Annotated in this window: 12 protein-coding genes and 2 tRNA genes; 7 read left to right on the top strand and 7 right to left on the bottom strand. The window is 35.0% G+C overall.

What is annotated here, in order from left to right; genetic code table 11:
* Nucleotides 1-2: 2 nt before the first annotated feature.
* Both ABID42_RS12750 and ABID42_RS12745 read left to right on the top strand, forming a co-directional pair.
* Nucleotides 3-824 carry a phytanoyl-CoA dioxygenase family protein gene (locus ABID42_RS12750; RefSeq protein ID WP_367283973.1) on the top strand — a complete coding sequence of 274 codons (822 nt, stop codon included), beginning with the start codon at nucleotides 3-5 and terminating at the stop codon, nucleotides 822-824.
* Nucleotides 821-1849 carry a glycosyltransferase family 2 protein gene (locus ABID42_RS12745; protein WP_367283972.1) on the top strand — a complete coding sequence of 343 codons (1029 nt, stop codon included), beginning with the start codon at nucleotides 821-823 and terminating at the stop codon, nucleotides 1847-1849. The genes ABID42_RS12750 and ABID42_RS12745 overlap by 4 nt, the downstream gene beginning before the upstream one ends.
* A 33-nt stretch (nucleotides 1850-1882) precedes the next feature.
* Here ABID42_RS12745 and ABID42_RS12740 read toward each other — a convergent pair whose 3' ends face one another.
* Entirely contained in the window at nucleotides 1883-3148 is a 1266-nt protein-coding gene (locus ABID42_RS12740) for an asparagine synthetase B (RefSeq protein ID WP_367283971.1), read from the bottom strand.
* Nucleotides 3149-3307: 159 nt separating this feature from the next.
* Between ABID42_RS12740 and ABID42_RS12735 the strand changes: the two genes are divergently transcribed.
* Both ABID42_RS12735 and ABID42_RS12730 read left to right on the top strand, forming a co-directional pair.
* The gene (locus tag ABID42_RS12735; protein ID WP_323260805.1) at nucleotides 3308-4549 is read left to right on the top strand and encodes an ABC transporter permease; all 1242 of its coding nucleotides are present in this window, start codon (nucleotides 3308-3310) and stop codon (nucleotides 4547-4549) included.
* A 147-nt stretch (nucleotides 4550-4696) separates the two neighbouring features.
* A tRNA-Leu gene (locus ABID42_RS12730) sits at nucleotides 4697-4780 on the top strand.
* Between the two features lie 134 nt (nucleotides 4781-4914).
* Here ABID42_RS12730 and metH read toward each other — a convergent pair.
* Nucleotides 4915-8736, bottom strand: a complete 3822-nt coding sequence (gene metH, locus ABID42_RS12725) for a methionine synthase (RefSeq protein ID WP_367283970.1) — start codon at nucleotides 8734-8736, stop codon at nucleotides 4915-4917.
* A 355-nt stretch (nucleotides 8737-9091) separates the two neighbouring features.
* On the opposite strand from metH, the gene ABID42_RS12720 reads away from it, so the two are divergent.
* From ABID42_RS12720 to ABID42_RS12710, 3 genes are all read left to right on the top strand, one after another.
* Nucleotides 9092-9550 (top strand): Lrp/AsnC family transcriptional regulator, encoded by a 459-nt coding sequence (locus ABID42_RS12720; protein WP_323260809.1) that lies wholly within the window; start codon nucleotides 9092-9094, stop codon nucleotides 9548-9550.
* Between the two features lie 587 nt (nucleotides 9551-10137).
* Nucleotides 10138-11316, top strand: a complete 1179-nt coding sequence (locus tag ABID42_RS12715; RefSeq protein WP_367283969.1) for a redoxin domain-containing protein — start codon at nucleotides 10138-10140, stop codon at nucleotides 11314-11316.
* Nucleotides 11317-11356: 40 nt separating this feature from the next.
* Entirely contained in the window at nucleotides 11357-11578 is a 222-nt protein-coding gene (locus ABID42_RS12710; protein WP_367283968.1) for a hypothetical protein, read from the top strand.
* 65 nt (nucleotides 11579-11643) lie between these two features.
* On the opposite strand, the gene ABID42_RS12705 is transcribed toward ABID42_RS12710, so the two are convergent.
* From ABID42_RS12705 to hisC, 5 genes are all read right to left on the bottom strand, one after another.
* Nucleotides 11644-13530: a CocE/NonD family hydrolase gene (locus ABID42_RS12705; protein WP_367283967.1), complete on the bottom strand. Its 1887-nt coding sequence runs from the start codon at nucleotides 13528-13530 to the stop codon at nucleotides 11644-11646.
* Nucleotides 13531-13604: 74 nt separating this feature from the next.
* Nucleotides 13605-14624 carry a sensor histidine kinase gene (locus ABID42_RS12700; protein ID WP_323260818.1) on the bottom strand — a complete coding sequence of 340 codons (1020 nt, stop codon included), beginning with the start codon at nucleotides 14622-14624 and terminating at the stop codon, nucleotides 13605-13607.
* A 164-nt stretch (nucleotides 14625-14788) separates the two neighbouring features.
* A tRNA-Ala gene (locus ABID42_RS12695) sits at nucleotides 14789-14862 on the bottom strand.
* A gap of 60 nt (nucleotides 14863-14922) precedes the next feature.
* Nucleotides 14923-15429, bottom strand: coding sequence for a hypothetical protein (locus ABID42_RS12690; protein ID WP_323260819.1), 507 nt, complete (start codon nucleotides 15427-15429; stop codon nucleotides 14923-14925).
* 11 nt (nucleotides 15430-15440) lie between these two features.
* Entirely contained in the window at nucleotides 15441-16496 is a 1056-nt protein-coding gene (gene hisC, locus ABID42_RS12685; RefSeq protein WP_367283966.1) for a histidinol-phosphate transaminase, read from the bottom strand.
* Nucleotides 16497-16504: the final 8 nt, after the last annotated feature.

Below are 16504 nucleotides of genomic sequence, written 5' to 3'. Positions count from 1 at the left end.
ATATGATAGATGTAGAAAACTTCAAAAAAACTGGTTACCAGCTTATTAAAGGACTCTTCACAGTCGAAGAAATCGACCAAATCAGACAAGATGCTAGCAATATTTTTTTAAATCAAATGCGATACCTCAACTATCCAATTGATAATATTAGCTCAGATGAAGATTTCAACAAATTATTGTTTCAACTTTTTGAGGAGCATCCCAATAGATTAATTGCTAGTGGAAAACATATCCAACACCTTATTTCCCTTCATAGACTTTCTTTAGACGAACGTATTGTAAGTAATCTACAAAAATTGGGACTTCAAGTTCCTAATATTTGTACTCGTCCTGTTATGTTTTTTAATGCTAAAAAACTCGCTAAAAAGCAGGTTTATTGGAAAACAGATGCTCATCAAGATTGGAGAAGTATGCAAGGTTCATTAAACTCAATGGTTGTTTGGGTAGCTTTAGCAGACATTGACACATCACTTGGAGCCTTAGAAGTAATACCAGAAAGCCATAAACTAGGTTTACAGACGACCGAAATGGTAGATTCTTTTGGACTTATTCCTGATGATTTAGTGAAAGGAAATCAGTTCGTTCCTGTTGAAGTACGCAAAGGTGATGTCCTATTTTTTTCTTCATTATTAATTCACCAATCAGGTGATAATTCAACTGAAAATGGTATTCGTTGGTCTTGCCATTTTAGATATAATGATTTATCTGAAAACCAGTTTATCGAACGTGGTTATCCGCATCCTTATGTGTATTATCCAAATCCAGATTTAATTACGCCAGACTATCCTCAACTTGAAGATGTTACTAATTATTTTCAGTCATGATTGAAACAAAACAAGCTGCAAATATTGAAGTAAGTGTTTTCATTACGGTTTACAATCACGAAAAATTTCTGAGAGAATGCCTAGATAGTCTTGTTAGTCAAGTAACTAATTTCAAGTTTGAAATTGTTATTGGGGAAGACTGTTCCCCTGATAACTCTCGTGCCATTGTCATTGAATATGCTAATAAATATCCTGAATTAATTGTTCCTATTTTATATGAAGTAAACCAAGGTTCAAAAAAATGTCCAGGCAAGGGAAATTTTACAAATACATTTTATCAATGTAAAGGGAAATACATTGTTCATATCGAAGCCGACGATTATTTAATTAATAATCATAAACTTCAAATGCAGTATGATTTTTTAGAGCAAAACCTTGATGCTTCTGCCTGTTTTCATAACGCCATTATGTCGTATGAAGATGGAACAGGAAGACCCAATACCAATATCAATCCTCCAGACCAAAAAACTAAAATCTATCCAGAAGATTTTCTTGGTCAAAAAGAAGTATGGTTTATGGCAACAGCAAGTGTGATGTTCAGGAGAAATCTGATAGGAGAAAAGTTTCCAGATTGGTTTTTGCAATCAAAAAGTGGCGATATCCCTTTGTATTTAATGTTATCAAACAAAGGTTACATTGGTTATATCCCTGAAGTAATGTGTGTGTATAGAAGGCATTTGAGTGGAATGAGTTATACTGATAGCAATTTAGATGAAGTATTTATCAAGAACAGAATGTTTATGTATTCTAATGTCGATAAAGAACTAAATTTCAAATATAATCATTTGATAAAGCCCATTTTAGGCGAATATTATTTATTACTTACGAATGTTTTTAAGCTTAAAAACCAGTACTTCCAAAGTATTTATTTTGCTTTTATTTCATTGTATTTAACAAAGCCCAATTCAAAAAAACATTTAAAGTTGGTTTTTCAAGACTTTATTATTCCAACTGGTTTGATGAAAGTTTATGCTAATGTAAAATGGAGATTAGAAACTTTATTTAGTAAAAAAGCCTCTCAATAATACTGAGAGGCTTTTCTTTTGGAGTATTTTGTTTTATGTTTTTTGCTTTTTCTTCTTTGCTGCTGGGAATAAAACATTATTCAAAATCAAACGATAACCGGGTGAATTAGGATGTAAATTCAAATCGGTTGGTTCTTCATTTACATAATGTCTGTAATCTTCAGGGTCATGTCCGCCATAAAAAGTCCAAAAACCTTTCAAGAAAGTACCGTGAATGTAACGAGCTTCATTCAACGAGCGATTTTCGCCTAATACAATTACTTCAGGTTTCAACAGTTCCTTTTTGTAAGAAGTAGTTTGTCCCATAAAACCATGAATGGTAGTTTCATGATTTTGGGTCAACATAGTAGGAATTGGGTCCCATTTTGCAGAAAATTGGAAAAGATTAAAGAAATCATTCTCCTCTCCAACAGGTCTTGATTCATTTGTATAAGCCTCAATATTCGAAAACTCAATTATTTGAGGATGAAAAATTAAATTAAAATTTTGGAAAGCAAAAGTCTTTGTAAAGTCTAATTTAGCATCTGCATTTCTATCATAACCATCTCCATCATAAAAAGCATCCACAATATCAATTCCTTCGGCTGCTAGAGCAATATCATAAGTATCGGTTGCAGTACACATCGCAAACATATAACCTCCGCCAGCTACAAATTCTCTTATTTTTTTGGCAACGCCTAATTTCAGTTGAGATACTTTATCAAAGCCAAATTTTTGTGCATTCTTTTTGTCTTCTCTCAATTGTGCTTGATACCACGTTTGCCCACTCTGATTCAAAAACTTACCCATCTGCCCAGTAAAATCTTCATGATGAAGATGTAGCCAATCGTATTCTGGTAATTTTCCTGTCATTACCTCATCATCAAAAATCAAATCGTAAGGTATTTCAGCATAAGTCATTGCTAAAGTAACGGCGTCGTCCCAAGGTTGGGCAGTTTTAGGTGAATAAACAGCTACTCTGGGTGGTTTCTGTAGTTTTACAACATCCATATTTACATCTGGACTGCTTACTTCTGCTCTAATTTGTGAAGCTTGTCCTTCTGAAATCACTTCATAGCTTACTCCTCTAATGATTAATTCATTTTCAAATTTCTGAGCTTGAGGGAACATAAAAGCACCTCCACGATAGTTCAAAAGCCATTCTACTTCCGTATCATGTGTTTTAAGAATCCAATAAGCTATTCCGTAAGATTTTAGATGGTTTTTCTGACTCTCATCCATCGGAATCAGAATCTGCGAAGCCCACAAGCGACCAGTAAACGTTAAGAATATGATAAACGGAAATAATAGCCTTTTCATTGGTGAAGTTATTTAAGTTCTCTGAACTAAATTTGTTATTCATAAACGATAAACGAATTTAGTATATTATTAGTGCTAATCACAATCCTGATTGGCTAAACATGCGTTCATCTTGATTTATTTTGGTTTCAAATCGAATCCATTTCAATATCCACAACTATGAATTTATTAGAAAATATTCGTGAAGGATTACGCTCTATCAAAGCAAACATGCTGAGAACCACTCTCACAGCTTTAATTATTGCTATCGGTGTCACTGCATTGGTTGGAAGTCTTACTGTAATTGATGGAATTCAAAGCTCAGTAAATAATAGTTTTGCTGGCTTAGGAGCAAATGCTTTTGACCTTAGAAACAGAGATATTTTCAAAATCAGAAAAGACGGTGAAAAAGAAAAGAATTATCCGCAAATTGATTATCGTGAAGCAAAAATGTACAAAGAAAAATTTGGACATTCAGCTATTATAGGATTGAAAGTAAATGTTAGCTTTTCGGTTGAAGTAAAATATGAATCGAAGAAAACGAATCCAAATTCAAGAGTAATGGGTACTGATGATAATTTTATGGACATTAAAGGCTATAAAATTTCAAAAGGAAGAACATTTTCAGCAAATGATTTACAATATGCAGTAAATGTTTGTATCATCGGTGTTGACATTGTTGACCAACTTTTTGGAAAAAACATCAACCCAATTGATAAAGAAATCAATATTCTCGGACAAAAATTTAAAGTAATTGGCTTACTAGAGAAAAAAGGAAGTTTGATGGGTGGCGGAGATGATAGAGTAATTTTTATGCCTTTAGAAACTGGCAGAAAAATGGCTCAAGGAAAAACACTTACTTTTGATATTGTTACTTCTGTCCCGAATATTACTGATATTGATAATGTAATTGAAGAAGCCAGAGGAGTAATGAGAATTATCAGACAAGACCAAATTGGTGAACCAGACTCATTTTCAATAGAACGTTCAGATTCATTGGCAAAACAATCTGAAAGTATTACTGGAATTTTAAGAGTAGCTGGTTTTGGAGTAGGTTTTATTACTTTATTAGGTGCAGCCATCGCCTTAATGAACATTATGCTAGTTTCAGTAACTGAAAGAACGCAAGAAATTGGCATCCGAAAATCCTTAGGAGCAACACCTTATCTTATTCGTTTACAATTTCTGATTGAAGCCGTGGTAATTTGTATATTAGGTGGTTTAGGTGGTATCTTTTTAGCCATTTTGATTGGTAATCTATTTGCACAATTATTAATGGGTGGTACTGCAAGTTTTATCATGCCTTGGTTTTGGATGTCAATCGGAATTGGCGTTTGTGTTGTAGTAGGATTATTTTCTGGAATTTATCCTGCATATAAAGCTTCAAAGCTAGACCCAATAGAATCGCTGAGATATGAATAATTTTTTTCATTTTTACAGCTACTATAACCAATCTAGTAATCAGAAACTTACAAGAACACTTACAAAAAAGTTTCAGATTAATTAAATATTAAGGTTGTGTAGTCCAAAAACATCACTTATCTTTGCATCAAGTTTGAGAAATCAAATGCCCAGATGGCGGAATTGGTAGACGCGCTGGTCTCAAACACCAGTGTCTTCACTGGCATGCCGGTTCGACTCCGGCTCTGGGTACTTGTCAATAGCCTGACTACTTCATGTAGTTAGGCTTTTTGTTTTACTTCAACTTGTAGCATAAAAAAGCCCTCTTGCCAAAATGGTAAGAGGGCTTTTTATATTGCAGTTTTCGGGATGAAATCCCGAAGTACTTAATCATAATTCAACACAGGTGCTAACCATCTTTCAGTATCTTCCAAACTCATATTTTTTCTTTGAGCATAATCTACTACTTGGTCTTTAGCGATTTTGCCTAAACCGAAATACTTACTATCTGGATGCGAGAAATACCAACCGCTTACTGAACTAGCTGGATACATGGCAAAGCTTTCAGTAAGAATAATTCCCAATTTTTCTTCAGCTTGTAATAATTCAAACAAAGTTGCTTTTTCGGTATGGTCTGGACAAGCTGGATAGCCCGGTGCTGGACGAATACCATCGTACTTCTCTGAAATCAAATCTTCTGTACTTAAATTTCCTTCATTAGAATATCCCCAGAACTCTTTACGAGTACGTTCATGCATCAATTCAGCAAATGCTTCTGCCAAACGGTCGGCAAGGGCTTTCACCATGATAGAATTATAGTCATCATGGTCACGGTCGTACTTTTCGATTAAGGCTTCAATGCCAATCCCAGCAGTAACAGCAAAAGCTCCGATATAATCCTGTTCTCCAGTTGTTACTGGAGCGATAAAATCACTCAAGCAAAGGTTTGGCAAATGTGAAGCTTTTTGTCCTTGCTGACGAAGATTATGAAGTACCTTTGGATTTTCTTCATTCTTTGTTACACGATATTCTGTATGAATATGAACACCATGTTTTTCACAAGGAATTTCTCTGCTTATTTCTTCAAAATCAGAAAGAATTATATCATCCTCATTTGAATTGGCAGGATAAAAACCAACCACCGCACGAGCCGTCAATAATTTATCATCAATGATTTCTTTCAATAAAGCTTGAGCATCATTGAATAACTTGCGTGCCTCTGCTCCTACTACTTCATTATCAAAAATCTTTGGATACTTTCCAGACAATTGCCAAGTAGAGAAGAATGGAGTCCAGTCAATATATTTCGCAATTTCGGCTAAATCATAATTATCGAAATAACGATTTCCTAAGAAAGTAGGCTTTTTCGCTTTGAAGTTAGTCCAGTCAATTTTGTCTTTATTCAACCTTGCCTTTTCAATCGGCACATAGTTTTTATCTTTTTGACGACCAGCATGGTCAACTCTCATCTGAGCATACTGTGCTTTAATTTCATCAAAAATTTCTTCTTTGGTTTGGTCACTCTGCATCAATCTACCTGCCACAGGCACACTTTTAGAAGCATCCAACACGTGAATTACTGGCCCAGAATAATGTGGGTCAATTTTCACCGCCGTATGGATTCTTGAAGTAGTTGCTCCACCAATCAACAAAGGCAATTTAAAACCTTGACGCTCCATTTCTTTAGCAACTCCCACCATTTCATCCAATGAAGGCGTAATCAAACCCGAAAGTCCGATAATATCCACATTATGTTTTTTGGCTTCTTCCAAAATCTTAGGTGTTGGTACCATTACGCCCAAATCAATGATTTCGTAATTATTACAACCCAACACTACGCCCACAATATTTTTACCAATATCATGCACATCGCCTTTTACCGTTGCCAACAAAATTTTACCTGCCGAAGAACTTTCACCTACTTGTTTCTCTGCTTCAATATATGGCAATAAATAAGCTACCGCTTTTTTCATCACACGAGCAGATTTTACTACTTGTGGCAAGAACATTTTTCCTTCTCCAAACAAATCCCCTACTACGTTCATACCGTCCATTAATGGCCCTTCAATTACGTGTAAAGGTTTTTCTACTTGCTGACGAGCCTCCTCAACATCTTGGTCGATAAATTCTGTCAAACCTTTTATCAAAGCGTGTTCCAAACGTTTCGATACAGGTAAATCTCTCCAAGCATTATCAATTACTTGTTCTTTCCCTTTTGATTTTACCGTTTCTGCAAAAGTTACCAAACGTTCTGTTGCATCGTCTCTGCGATTCAACAATACGTCTTCGCAAAGCTCTAACATATCTTTTGGAATATCATCATAAACGCCTAACTGACCAGCATTTACGATTCCCATATCCATTCCCGCTTTAATGGCATAGTATAAAAACACTGTGTGCATTGCCTCACGAACAGGCTCATTTCCACGGAAAGAGAATGAAATATTAGAAACCCCACCCGATACTTTGGCGAATGGAAGATTTTCTTTTATCCAACGAGTAGCATTGATAAAGTCAACAGCATAATTATTATGCTCTTCCAAACCTGTGGCTACCGTAAGAATGTTAGGGTCAAAAATGATGTCCTCCGCAGGAAAACCTACTTCATCCACCAAAATATCATAAGCACGTTTACAAATTTCGATACGTCTTTCATAAGAATCCGCCTGACCTTGTTCATCAAAAGCCATTACTACTGCCGATGCTCCGTAACGCTTTACTTTCTCTGCCGATTCTCTGAATTTTGTTTCTCCTTCTTTTAAGGAAATTGAGTTTACGATAGATTTCCCTTGTACACATTTCAAACCTGCTTCGATTACTTCCCATTTCGAGGAGTCAATCATAATTGGCAATTTGGCAATGTCAGGTTCTGCCATCAATAAATTCAAGAAGGTTTTCATGGCTTCAACGCCATCAATCATTCCTTCATCCAAGTTTACGTCGATTACTTGCGCACCACCATCTACTTGTTCACGAGCTACAGCAATGGCATCGTCGTATTTTCCTTCACGTACCAAACGAGCAAATTTCTTTGAACCCGTTACGTTACAACGCTCGCCAATGTTGACAAACATGGTATCTTCTTTAATAATCAAAGGCTCTAAACCAGAGATTATTTGATGATTATGTACTTCTGGTAATTGGCGTGGAGGATATTTTGCTGCAACTTCAGCAATGGCTCTGATGTGTGCTGGCGTAGTTCCGCAACATCCGCCAATGATATTCATAAAACCATGTTGAAGAAAATCTTCGACAATCACAGCCATTTCTTCTGGCGATTGGTCGTACTCTCCCATTTCATTTGGCAAACCTGCATTCGGGTGAGCCGACACCATAAATGGCGCTTTATCAGCTAAAATCTGTACATAAGGACGCATCAAATCTGCTCCTAAAGCACAGTTCAAACCCACAGAAAGTAAATCAATATGTGAAACCGAAGCTAAGAAAGCCTCTGTGGTTTGTCCAGATAAAGTACGTCCAGAAGCATCAGTAATTGTTCCAGAAACCATCACAGGGATTTTGGTCGCTGGATTAGCTAATACTGCCTTAGGATTATTTTGCTTGGGAATTGAAGTACTTTGTATCGGACGAATCGTTCCATTTTTCTTATCATTCTGATATAAATCAATCGCATACAAAGCTGCTTTTGCATTGAGCGTATCGAAAATGGTTTCAACCAATAATACATCTGCACCGCCATCTACCAAACCTTGGATTTGTTCGTAATAGGCATCAACCAATTCATCAAAAGTAACTGCACGATAACCTGGGTCGTTTACATCTGGCGAAAGCGACAGTGTGCGGTTCGTTGGTCCAATTGAACCTGCTACAAAACGAGGTTTATTGGGATTTTTAGCCGTATATAAATCTGCTACTTCACGAGCAATTTTCGCTGATTCATAGTTTAATTCATACACATAATCTTCCATGTGATAATCAGCCATAGCAATAGAGGTTCCCGAAAAAGTATTGGTTTCGGCAATATCTGCACCTGCTTCAAAGTATTTCGCATGGATTTCTTTGATTACTTCTGGTTTTGTGATAGAAAGCATATCGTTGTTTCCCTTTACTTCATGCGGAAAATCACGAAATTTTTCACCTCTGTAATCGGCATCACTTAATTTATACTCTTGAATCAATGAACCCATTGCTCCGTCAAGAACAAGGATTCTATTTTTCAAGATTTCTCTTATATTGGGATTGTTCATATCTTTTTTAGCGCTAGCTGTAAGCAATTAGCTTTGAGCTTTTTTGACTTATTAATCTTTTCGCAATAACACCGTTCATGTTTCATCGTTTAAAGTAAGATTACTTATTAATTCGACGAAATTAAATCATACAGTTTGCACAATAAACTGCAAAATTACTGGTGTTAATTCAAATAACATAAATTAACTACAAAGTTATCCCAAAAAGATAATTCATTTGCTTTAATTCATCAATTTGGATATAATTTCTACTTTTAAATAGCCGATTGGATAATATTCATTAAATTCAAAGCTTAATTTAAAAGAATAGGGATAAATTATCTCAGTAAATACTTAAACCACAAAACACATCAACATGAAACTAGACTCAACCGATCGAGAAATCTTAAAACATCTACAGGAAGATGCTCATCTGACAACCAAAGAATTATCGGGAAGACTTAATTTATCACCTACTCCCGTTTATGAGCGTGTGCGAAGACTTGAAAAAGAAGGCGTTATTAAAGGTTATGTAGCCTTGGTAAATCGTGAGAAAATCGAAAAGGATTTAATGGTATTTTGTAGCATCCGTTTGAAAGAACATGCACAAGAAGCAGGAGCAAAATTTGTACAAGAAATTGTTCAACTAGATGAAGTACAAGAATGCTACAATATTTCGGGCGATTATGATTTTATGCTCAAAATTATCGTACACGATATGCGTGAATATCAAAGTTTTTTAATGAACAAATTGGCTTCTTTAGAAAACATTGGTAGTACCCATAGTATTTTCGTGATGTCAGAAATTAAGGCAGAAACTAAATTGAAGGTTTAGGATTGATTGATAATTGAACTAATCACCTTAACAGCGGCAAACCTTTGGTTCCTGAATCACCCGATTCGGCAACCGCAAGGGTTTGCCGCTACTGTTTTTTACTGATTATTCAACAAAATTGAGATACAAATTATCAAAAAGAATATAGACTTCCGCATTTAGTATTAGAGCATCCGCAAAAAGAATATAGGCTTACGCATTTAGTATTAGAGCATCCGCAAAGAGAATATAGGCTCCCGCATTTAGTATTAGAGCATCCGCAAAGAGAATATAGGCTCCCGCATTTAGTATTAGAGCATCCGCAAAAGGAATATAGGCTTCCGTATTTAGTATTAGAGCATCCGCAAAAGGAATATAAGTATCTGCATTGGCAAATTTTGACCGATTAGCCCATGAGCTTATTTATACTATCCCAACATCTAAGCCTTCTAACGAGCAGAACCGAGCCTATTCATTAACACTTTAATTTCTCTCCTGTTAAATAACAAACTCCAAATTACTCTATCGAACCAATAGGATTTTTTTTTACAACTACGTATATTTGTTGAGAGTCAACCATCAATTATCAAACTAAAAATCCTTATTCAATGAAAAAACTATTTGCAATCGTTCTGCTTGCACTCCCTATGGCTGTTCATGCACAAAAAGTAAAACCTAATGTTCAAGTAAAAGGAACACTTAAAAACATCAAAGACACTCTTTCGATTATCTATGCAAATTATGCTGCAAATGGTAAAAGAGTAGTAGATAGCGCCAACGTAGTGAATGGACAATATGCCTTTAATATCACTGTAAGTGAACCTGTAAGAGTACAATTTTCTGCTAAAAATGCGGCAAACAAAAAAGCTAGACTTACTCAAAGAAATGTTGCTAGTGTTTTTATCGAACCGGGTATTATTAATGTGGCTAGTGTAGATTCATTTACGAATGTTAGTGTAAAAGGTTCTAAATCTCATATTGAATTTGAAAAATTGAATTTGGCTTCAAAACCTTACGATAGTCAATTAGAAGTATTGTATAAGCAATATTCAGAATTCAATAAAAATAAGAACAAAGTAGCTGCTGATAAAGTAGAAGCATCTATTGATTCGTTAGACGAAAAACAAAGAGAAGATGTTTATGGAAGTTATTTGAAGAAAAACCCGAATTCTCCCATAGCTTTATATACTTTAAAAACATATTCAGGCTATGAATTGCTTGTCGATAAAGTAGAACCGCTTTTTAATTTATTGTCGAGTACTGTTAAATCTTCTCCTGCTGGAGTAGAATTTAAAGCTAAAATTGAAACAGCAAAACTTACTGGTATTGGCAGAGAAGCTTTAGATTTTACACAAAATGATACTTTGGGTGTAGCTGTTAAATTATCTTCATTAAGAGGTAAATATTTATTAATTGACTTCTGGGCAAGTTGGTGTGGACCTTGTAGAAGAGAAAATCCGAATGTTGTAAAAGTATTTAACCAGTTTAAAGACCAAGGTTTTCATATCATTGGTGTTTCTTTAGACCAACCTAATGCTAAAGAAAAATGGTTAAAAGCCATTCACGACGACCAACTTACTTGGACACATGTTTCTGATTTAAAATATTGGGATAATGAAGTAGCCAAACTTTACGGCATTCAAGCCATTCCTCAAAATTTGTTATTAGACCCTGATGGTAAAATCATTGCTAAAAATCTAAGAGGAGAAGCTTTAGGAAAGAAATTAGAATCAATTTTCAGCAAACAAAGTAATGTAAAGAGTGAAGCTCAGTCTAAAGGGAAATAAAGAGCAAGTGTATTCTTTGAAAATTAACATCCATAAAAACATGAGTCATCCCGAATTTTCTCCTAAAATAGCGAGTTTTAGAAGATTTAAAAGTTTTTTGGATTTGTTCTCGTCCTTACTTTTTGTCTTGATACAAAAAGTAACCGCAGCGGCGGCCGCAAAAAAATCAAGAATTCCTAATCGCAGCGGCGAACCGACTCGCTTCGCTCAAACAGTAGGAATTCGTTGCCCATCAATCACAAAAAAGCGGTCGAAAAACTAATTTCGACCGCTTTTTTGTGATTTTAAAATTCGGGATGACTCATGTTGTTGATATTGGATTTGATATTACTTCAATACTTCAACAGAAATCTTACTATCACCATATACTCTGTGAGTCGCTTTTTGAAAATCACTTTCTTTAGCTTTATAGATATTTTCTACGTATTTCTGTGGGTTGATGTCAAATAAAGGAAATACGGTAGATTGTACCTGAATCATGATTTTATGTCCTTTCTTGAATGTATGTAATACATCTTGCAAACGGAAATTGATGTCTGTTACTTTGTTGGCAATTAATGGTTCTGGTTTGCTGAATGAATTTCTGAAACGAGAACGCATAATTTCACTTCTTACCATTTGTTGATACCCCCCCAAAGTAATATGTGCTGGCGTGTAAGGACTATTCTTTTCATCACCCGGATATACATCCACCAATTTCACAAACCAATCGGCATCACTTCCAGTAGTTGAAATTTTTAGTTTCGCCATGATTTCTCCGCCCAAAGTAATGTCTTCTGTTAACACATCTGTTTCAAAAGTCAAAACATCTGTTCTACGTCCAGCGAAACGTTGGTCTTCACTCATGTAATTTCTTGGACTAAATCCTAAAATTTGTTTTGGATCTTCGGTATAAGGAACAGGTTTTGAAGGGTCAGAAACAAATTCTGCAAAGCCTTTTGCTGGTGTTCCTGTGGCAATTTTCCCATTTGGATTCAAGTAAAAGTCTATTTTTTGTGCCGTCTTTACAGGATATTCAGCAAATTCTTTCCACTCTTTTTTACCAGTATCAAATAATGTTGCTTCTGCTAATTTACTGTTGCCATCGCCCGCTTCTTTCAAGAAATGTTTGAAGAATTTCAATTCAATATTTTTCTGATAATGTGTAGCAATACTATCACCAAAGTAAATATTTGAATGGAAGTGATGTCCACGTTCACGAGACCAATCACCATGACCAAAAGGACCCATCACAATTGAATTGTAAATATTTGGATTATTTTTCTCAAGTGTTTTATAGATTGACAATGGACCATATAAATCCTCAGCATCAAACCAACCACCAACTACCATGAAAGCAGGAGCATGCTTGATATTTTTTAGGTGTGGAAGAATATTTCTTTTTTGCCAGAATTCATCATAATTAGGATGTTCTACATGTTCTTGCCAAAAGAAATTGTTGGCATAGTTTTCTCCTAAATTTTTGAGAGGAGACATCGTTTTGTACCATTCGAAACCATCAAAAGTTTTGATTTTTGGAAATTGCTCATCATACCAAGAATTAGTAGTTGGTTTTGGATGCTGTACCCCAAATACAGGAAATGTTAAACCATAGCCCATTGTAAAGGCTCCATTATGATGAAAATCATCAAAGAAAAAATCTGCAATAGGTGCTTGCGGTGAAGCCGCTTTTAATGCTGGATGACCGCACAAAGCACCAGCAATCGTATAAAAACCGGGATATGAAGTACCGAATTGACCAACATTTCCATTGTTATTCGGCAAGTTTTTTACCAGCCAATCAATGGTATCATAAGTGTCAGAAGCTTCGTCAATATCTTTATTGCTATTTTTATTTGAAATATGTGGAGTCATATTGGTAAAATTACCTTCCGACATCCAGCGTCCACGTACATCTTGTTCAACAAAAATAAATTTCTCACGCATCAAGTATCTTGAGTTCGAAATTAGATTGGGTAATTGGTCTTTACCATAAGGAGCAACGCTGTAGCAAGTTCTTTTGAGGATAATCGGGTATTTTTTATTGGCTGAGGCATCCTTTGGCGTATAAACGTTTGTGAAGAGTTTTACGCCATCACGCATTTCGATTTCGTATTGCGTCTTAACATAGTTTTCACGAACAAAGGCAGAGTCGAGTTGAGCAACCGTTAGCTTTTGTGCTTGATTATAAAATGAAAAGCTACAAAGAGCTAACAACAGTAATAATTTTTTCATGTTTTTTGATGAATATTTGTTGAGTATAAATGCAATATAAAATAAGGAAACAATGTATTTGTAATGATTTGTGTTTACCAAGTTCTAGCAAGAGGAATGATAATGGTAGAAACTACTTTGTCTTCAATTTCTTCAATTTTCAAGGAAGCTTCTCCTGTATATTGTAATTCTAAGCGTTTTTTTAGATTCACTAAACCAATACCGCCGCCATCTTGTCTTTTTGTATCATCTTGCTTAACAAGCTTTCCAGTATTGATTACTTGCATCATTAAGTTTTCATCTTCTTCAAAAATTCGCACTTTTACTTCTCCTCCATTTTTTAGTTTAGCAATTCCATGTTTGATAGCGTTTTCGATAAGAGTACTCAACGAAATAGGAATAATCATTTTATTACTCAGTTTTTCGTCGATGTCAAAATAATACATCAACCTTTTATCGAACCTAATTTTTTCTAAAAAGAGATAAGCCTTTGTTAATTTTAATTCTTCTTCAACTCGTACAGTTTGTGATTCCCCAATGTTGAGGGATAAACGCAACAAATCTGAAAGCTGATCAACTGCTTCACGGGCTTCGTGATGGTCAATAATCATTAAAGCCTTGATACTATTGAGTGCATTAAAAAAAAAATGAGGATGTAATTGTGTTTTAAGGGCATCTAATTCCGATTTGATAAGCATCTTTTCCATCGAAATCATTTTCTCGTTCATAGTTTGTTTTTGAGCAACATACCTAAGAATATGAAAGAAGAAAAACCAAGGAGTAGTTACCCAAATATCGTCAATAAACAAACTGAAATAATCGCCAAAGCTATTATAATCACTTTTTAATACTTCATTTGAGGTAAATATAATATCCAATATAAAAAATAAGAAGCCTAAAATAACATTACCAACCAATGGGAATAAAAGGAAAACTTGTACCGAAGCATCATCAAGTTTGTACTTATCAACAATAAGTTTGTAGGTATGTGTCGTAAAAAGACCAAATATAAATACAGCAATAAAGTATTGAATAGAAAGATTATAACCCGATTCTTCTAGTATAGTGTATTTCAAAGCCATTAAAGCGATGAGTAACCAACTAGAAATTTGCATTAACCAATATATTTGTCTGAGATTCATAAATGAAAATAGCGTAAATGATATTTAATCAGATGTAAAAGGGTTTTAATGTTTTATAAACAAAAATGAACTTTTTTTCTGATTAATACCAAAAAACATAAAAAAACCTTTGTACAAGCTTGTACAAAGGTTTTTAGTGGAGACTATGGGATTCGAACCCATGACCTCTACGCTGCCAGCGTAGCGCTCTAGCCAACTGAGCTAAGCCCCCAAGAATACTCACAAAAGTATCCAATATGAACTAGTAAGCAAAATTGAAGAAGGTAATTTCTTAAAAATTGTACCTTACTCCTAAACCCCCTTGAGGATGCGTATAAAAGAAAGCAGGTACAAGCTCTATGTAAAGTCCTAATTCCCCAAAAACTGACAAAGGTGAATCTGGTACTCCATACTCTAGTCCGGCTTGTCCAACGCCACCAATTCCAGTGTTGGCTGTTTGCTTACTCGCTAAAATATATGAACGAGAAGTAATCTGTCCACCAAAACCATAATAACATCTTAGAGGAGAATTGCCCAATTGCTGATGCCAAAGATAAATTCCGCTAAAAGAAAGACCTGCTCCATCAAAATGTCCATCTCTATATGGACTTCTCAATCCCCAAAGTGCTCCATAAACACCTACATTCAGTTCTAAAGCATTTTTATCATTACTTAAATAATGACGAATAGATAAACCTGAAGGGTCACCAAGTTTTGCACCAACAGCCCAAGTTTTGTATTGCGAAAACCCAGAGAAACCAAATAGCATTAGAGAACAGATAAAAGCAATTTTTTTCATAAGAAATAAGATTATGATTTGTAAGCTTTCAGTAGATTCATCAAATGAGTATTTTCTTCTGCCGTACCAACCGAAATTCTTAAAGAATTATCGCAAAGTTTTACTTTTGAGCGGTCACGAACGATGGTTTTTTGCTCAATCAAGTAATCGAAAACCGCTTTAGCATCTTGGAATTTCGCTAATAAGAAATTGGCATCCGATGGGAAAATCTTTTCGACGATAGATAATTCAGATAATGCTTCTGCTAATAGCTTACGGTTATTATTTAGCGTATTAACGGAATTTACTACGAAATCAGTATTCGAAATGTTTTCAATTAACAGTTTTTGAGTTAATCCGTTAATGTTGTAAGGATATTTAATCTTATTCAAAAGTTTGATTAATTCCTCATTTGCAAAAGCCATTCCTAATCTTAAAGCAGCTAAACCCCAAGCTTTTGAGAACGTTTGAAGTACCATTACGTTCGGAAAATTATCTAATTCAGGAATGAAAGATGGCTCATCAGAAAAATCATTATAAGCTTCATCAATAATTACCAAACCATGCTCAAAATTGTCGATAATAGTTAAAATTGCTTCACGATTGATAATATTACCGGTTGGATTGTTCGGCGAACAAATAAAAATCAATTTTGTTTTCGGGTTGATAGCTTCAATAATCGCATCAACATCTAATTGATAATCTTCTGTTAAATCAATTTTTTGAACTTGAACATTATTCACCGAAGCACTTACTTCATACATTCCGTAAGTTGGCGGAAGGATAATGATATTGTCTTCTTTAGGTTCGCAAGTCAATCTGATAATCAAATCAATCGGTTCGTCAGAACCATTTCCTAAGAAAATTTGTGTTGGACGACAACCTTTTATTGGTGCAATTTTTTCTTTGATTGCAGCTTGGTATGGGTCTGGATATCTGTTCCAATTTTCTGGCGTAGCCGAACCAATTGGGTTTTCGTTAGCATCTAAAAAAACACCTTCTTTACCGGTATATTCATCACGAGCAGAAGAGTAAGGAGCAAGACTAAGAATATGTTTACGAACGATACTTTGTAAGTTGAAAGTCATAATTTAAA

It is taken from the genome of Arcicella rosea (genome assembly GCF_040543805.1).
Taxonomy (GTDB): domain Bacteria; phylum Bacteroidota; class Bacteroidia; order Cytophagales; family Spirosomataceae; genus Arcicella; species Arcicella rosea.
Note: the sequence above shows the minus strand (reverse complement) of the source record. Positions and strands in the feature narration are given on the sequence as shown.

Bases quoted from the DNA above. Each gene is read 5' to 3' on its own strand.
- ABID42_RS12750 (WP_367283973.1), top strand. From the start codon at position 3: ATGATAGATGTAGAAAACTTCAAAAAAACTGGTTACCAGCTTATTAAA.
- ABID42_RS12745 (WP_367283972.1), top strand. From the start codon at position 821: ATGATTGAAACAAAACAAGCTGCAAATATTGAAGTAAGTGTTTTCATT.
- ABID42_RS12740 (WP_367283971.1), bottom strand. From the start codon at position 3,148: ATGAAAAGGCTATTATTTCCGTTTATCATATTCTTAACGTTTACTGGT.
- ABID42_RS12735 (WP_323260805.1), top strand. From the start codon at position 3,308: ATGAATTTATTAGAAAATATTCGTGAAGGATTACGCTCTATCAAAGCA.
- metH (WP_367283970.1), bottom strand. From the start codon at position 8,736: ATGAACAATCCCAATATAAGAGAAATCTTGAAAAATAGAATCCTTGTT.
- ABID42_RS12720 (WP_323260809.1), top strand. From the start codon at position 9,092: ATGAAACTAGACTCAACCGATCGAGAAATCTTAAAACATCTACAGGAA.
- ABID42_RS12715 (WP_367283969.1), top strand. From the start codon at position 10,138: ATGAAAAAACTATTTGCAATCGTTCTGCTTGCACTCCCTATGGCTGTT.
- ABID42_RS12710 (WP_367283968.1), top strand. From the start codon at position 11,357: ATGAGTCATCCCGAATTTTCTCCTAAAATAGCGAGTTTTAGAAGATTT.
- ABID42_RS12705 (WP_367283967.1), bottom strand. From the start codon at position 13,530: ATGAAAAAATTATTACTGTTGTTAGCTCTTTGTAGCTTTTCATTTTAT.
- ABID42_RS12700 (WP_323260818.1), bottom strand. From the start codon at position 14,624: ATGCAAATTTCTAGTTGGTTACTCATCGCTTTAATGGCTTTGAAATAC.
- ABID42_RS12690 (WP_323260819.1), bottom strand. From the start codon at position 15,429: ATGAAAAAAATTGCTTTTATCTGTTCTCTAATGCTATTTGGTTTCTCT.
- hisC (WP_367283966.1), bottom strand. From the start codon at position 16,496: ATGACTTTCAACTTACAAAGTATCGTTCGTAAACATATTCTTAGTCTT.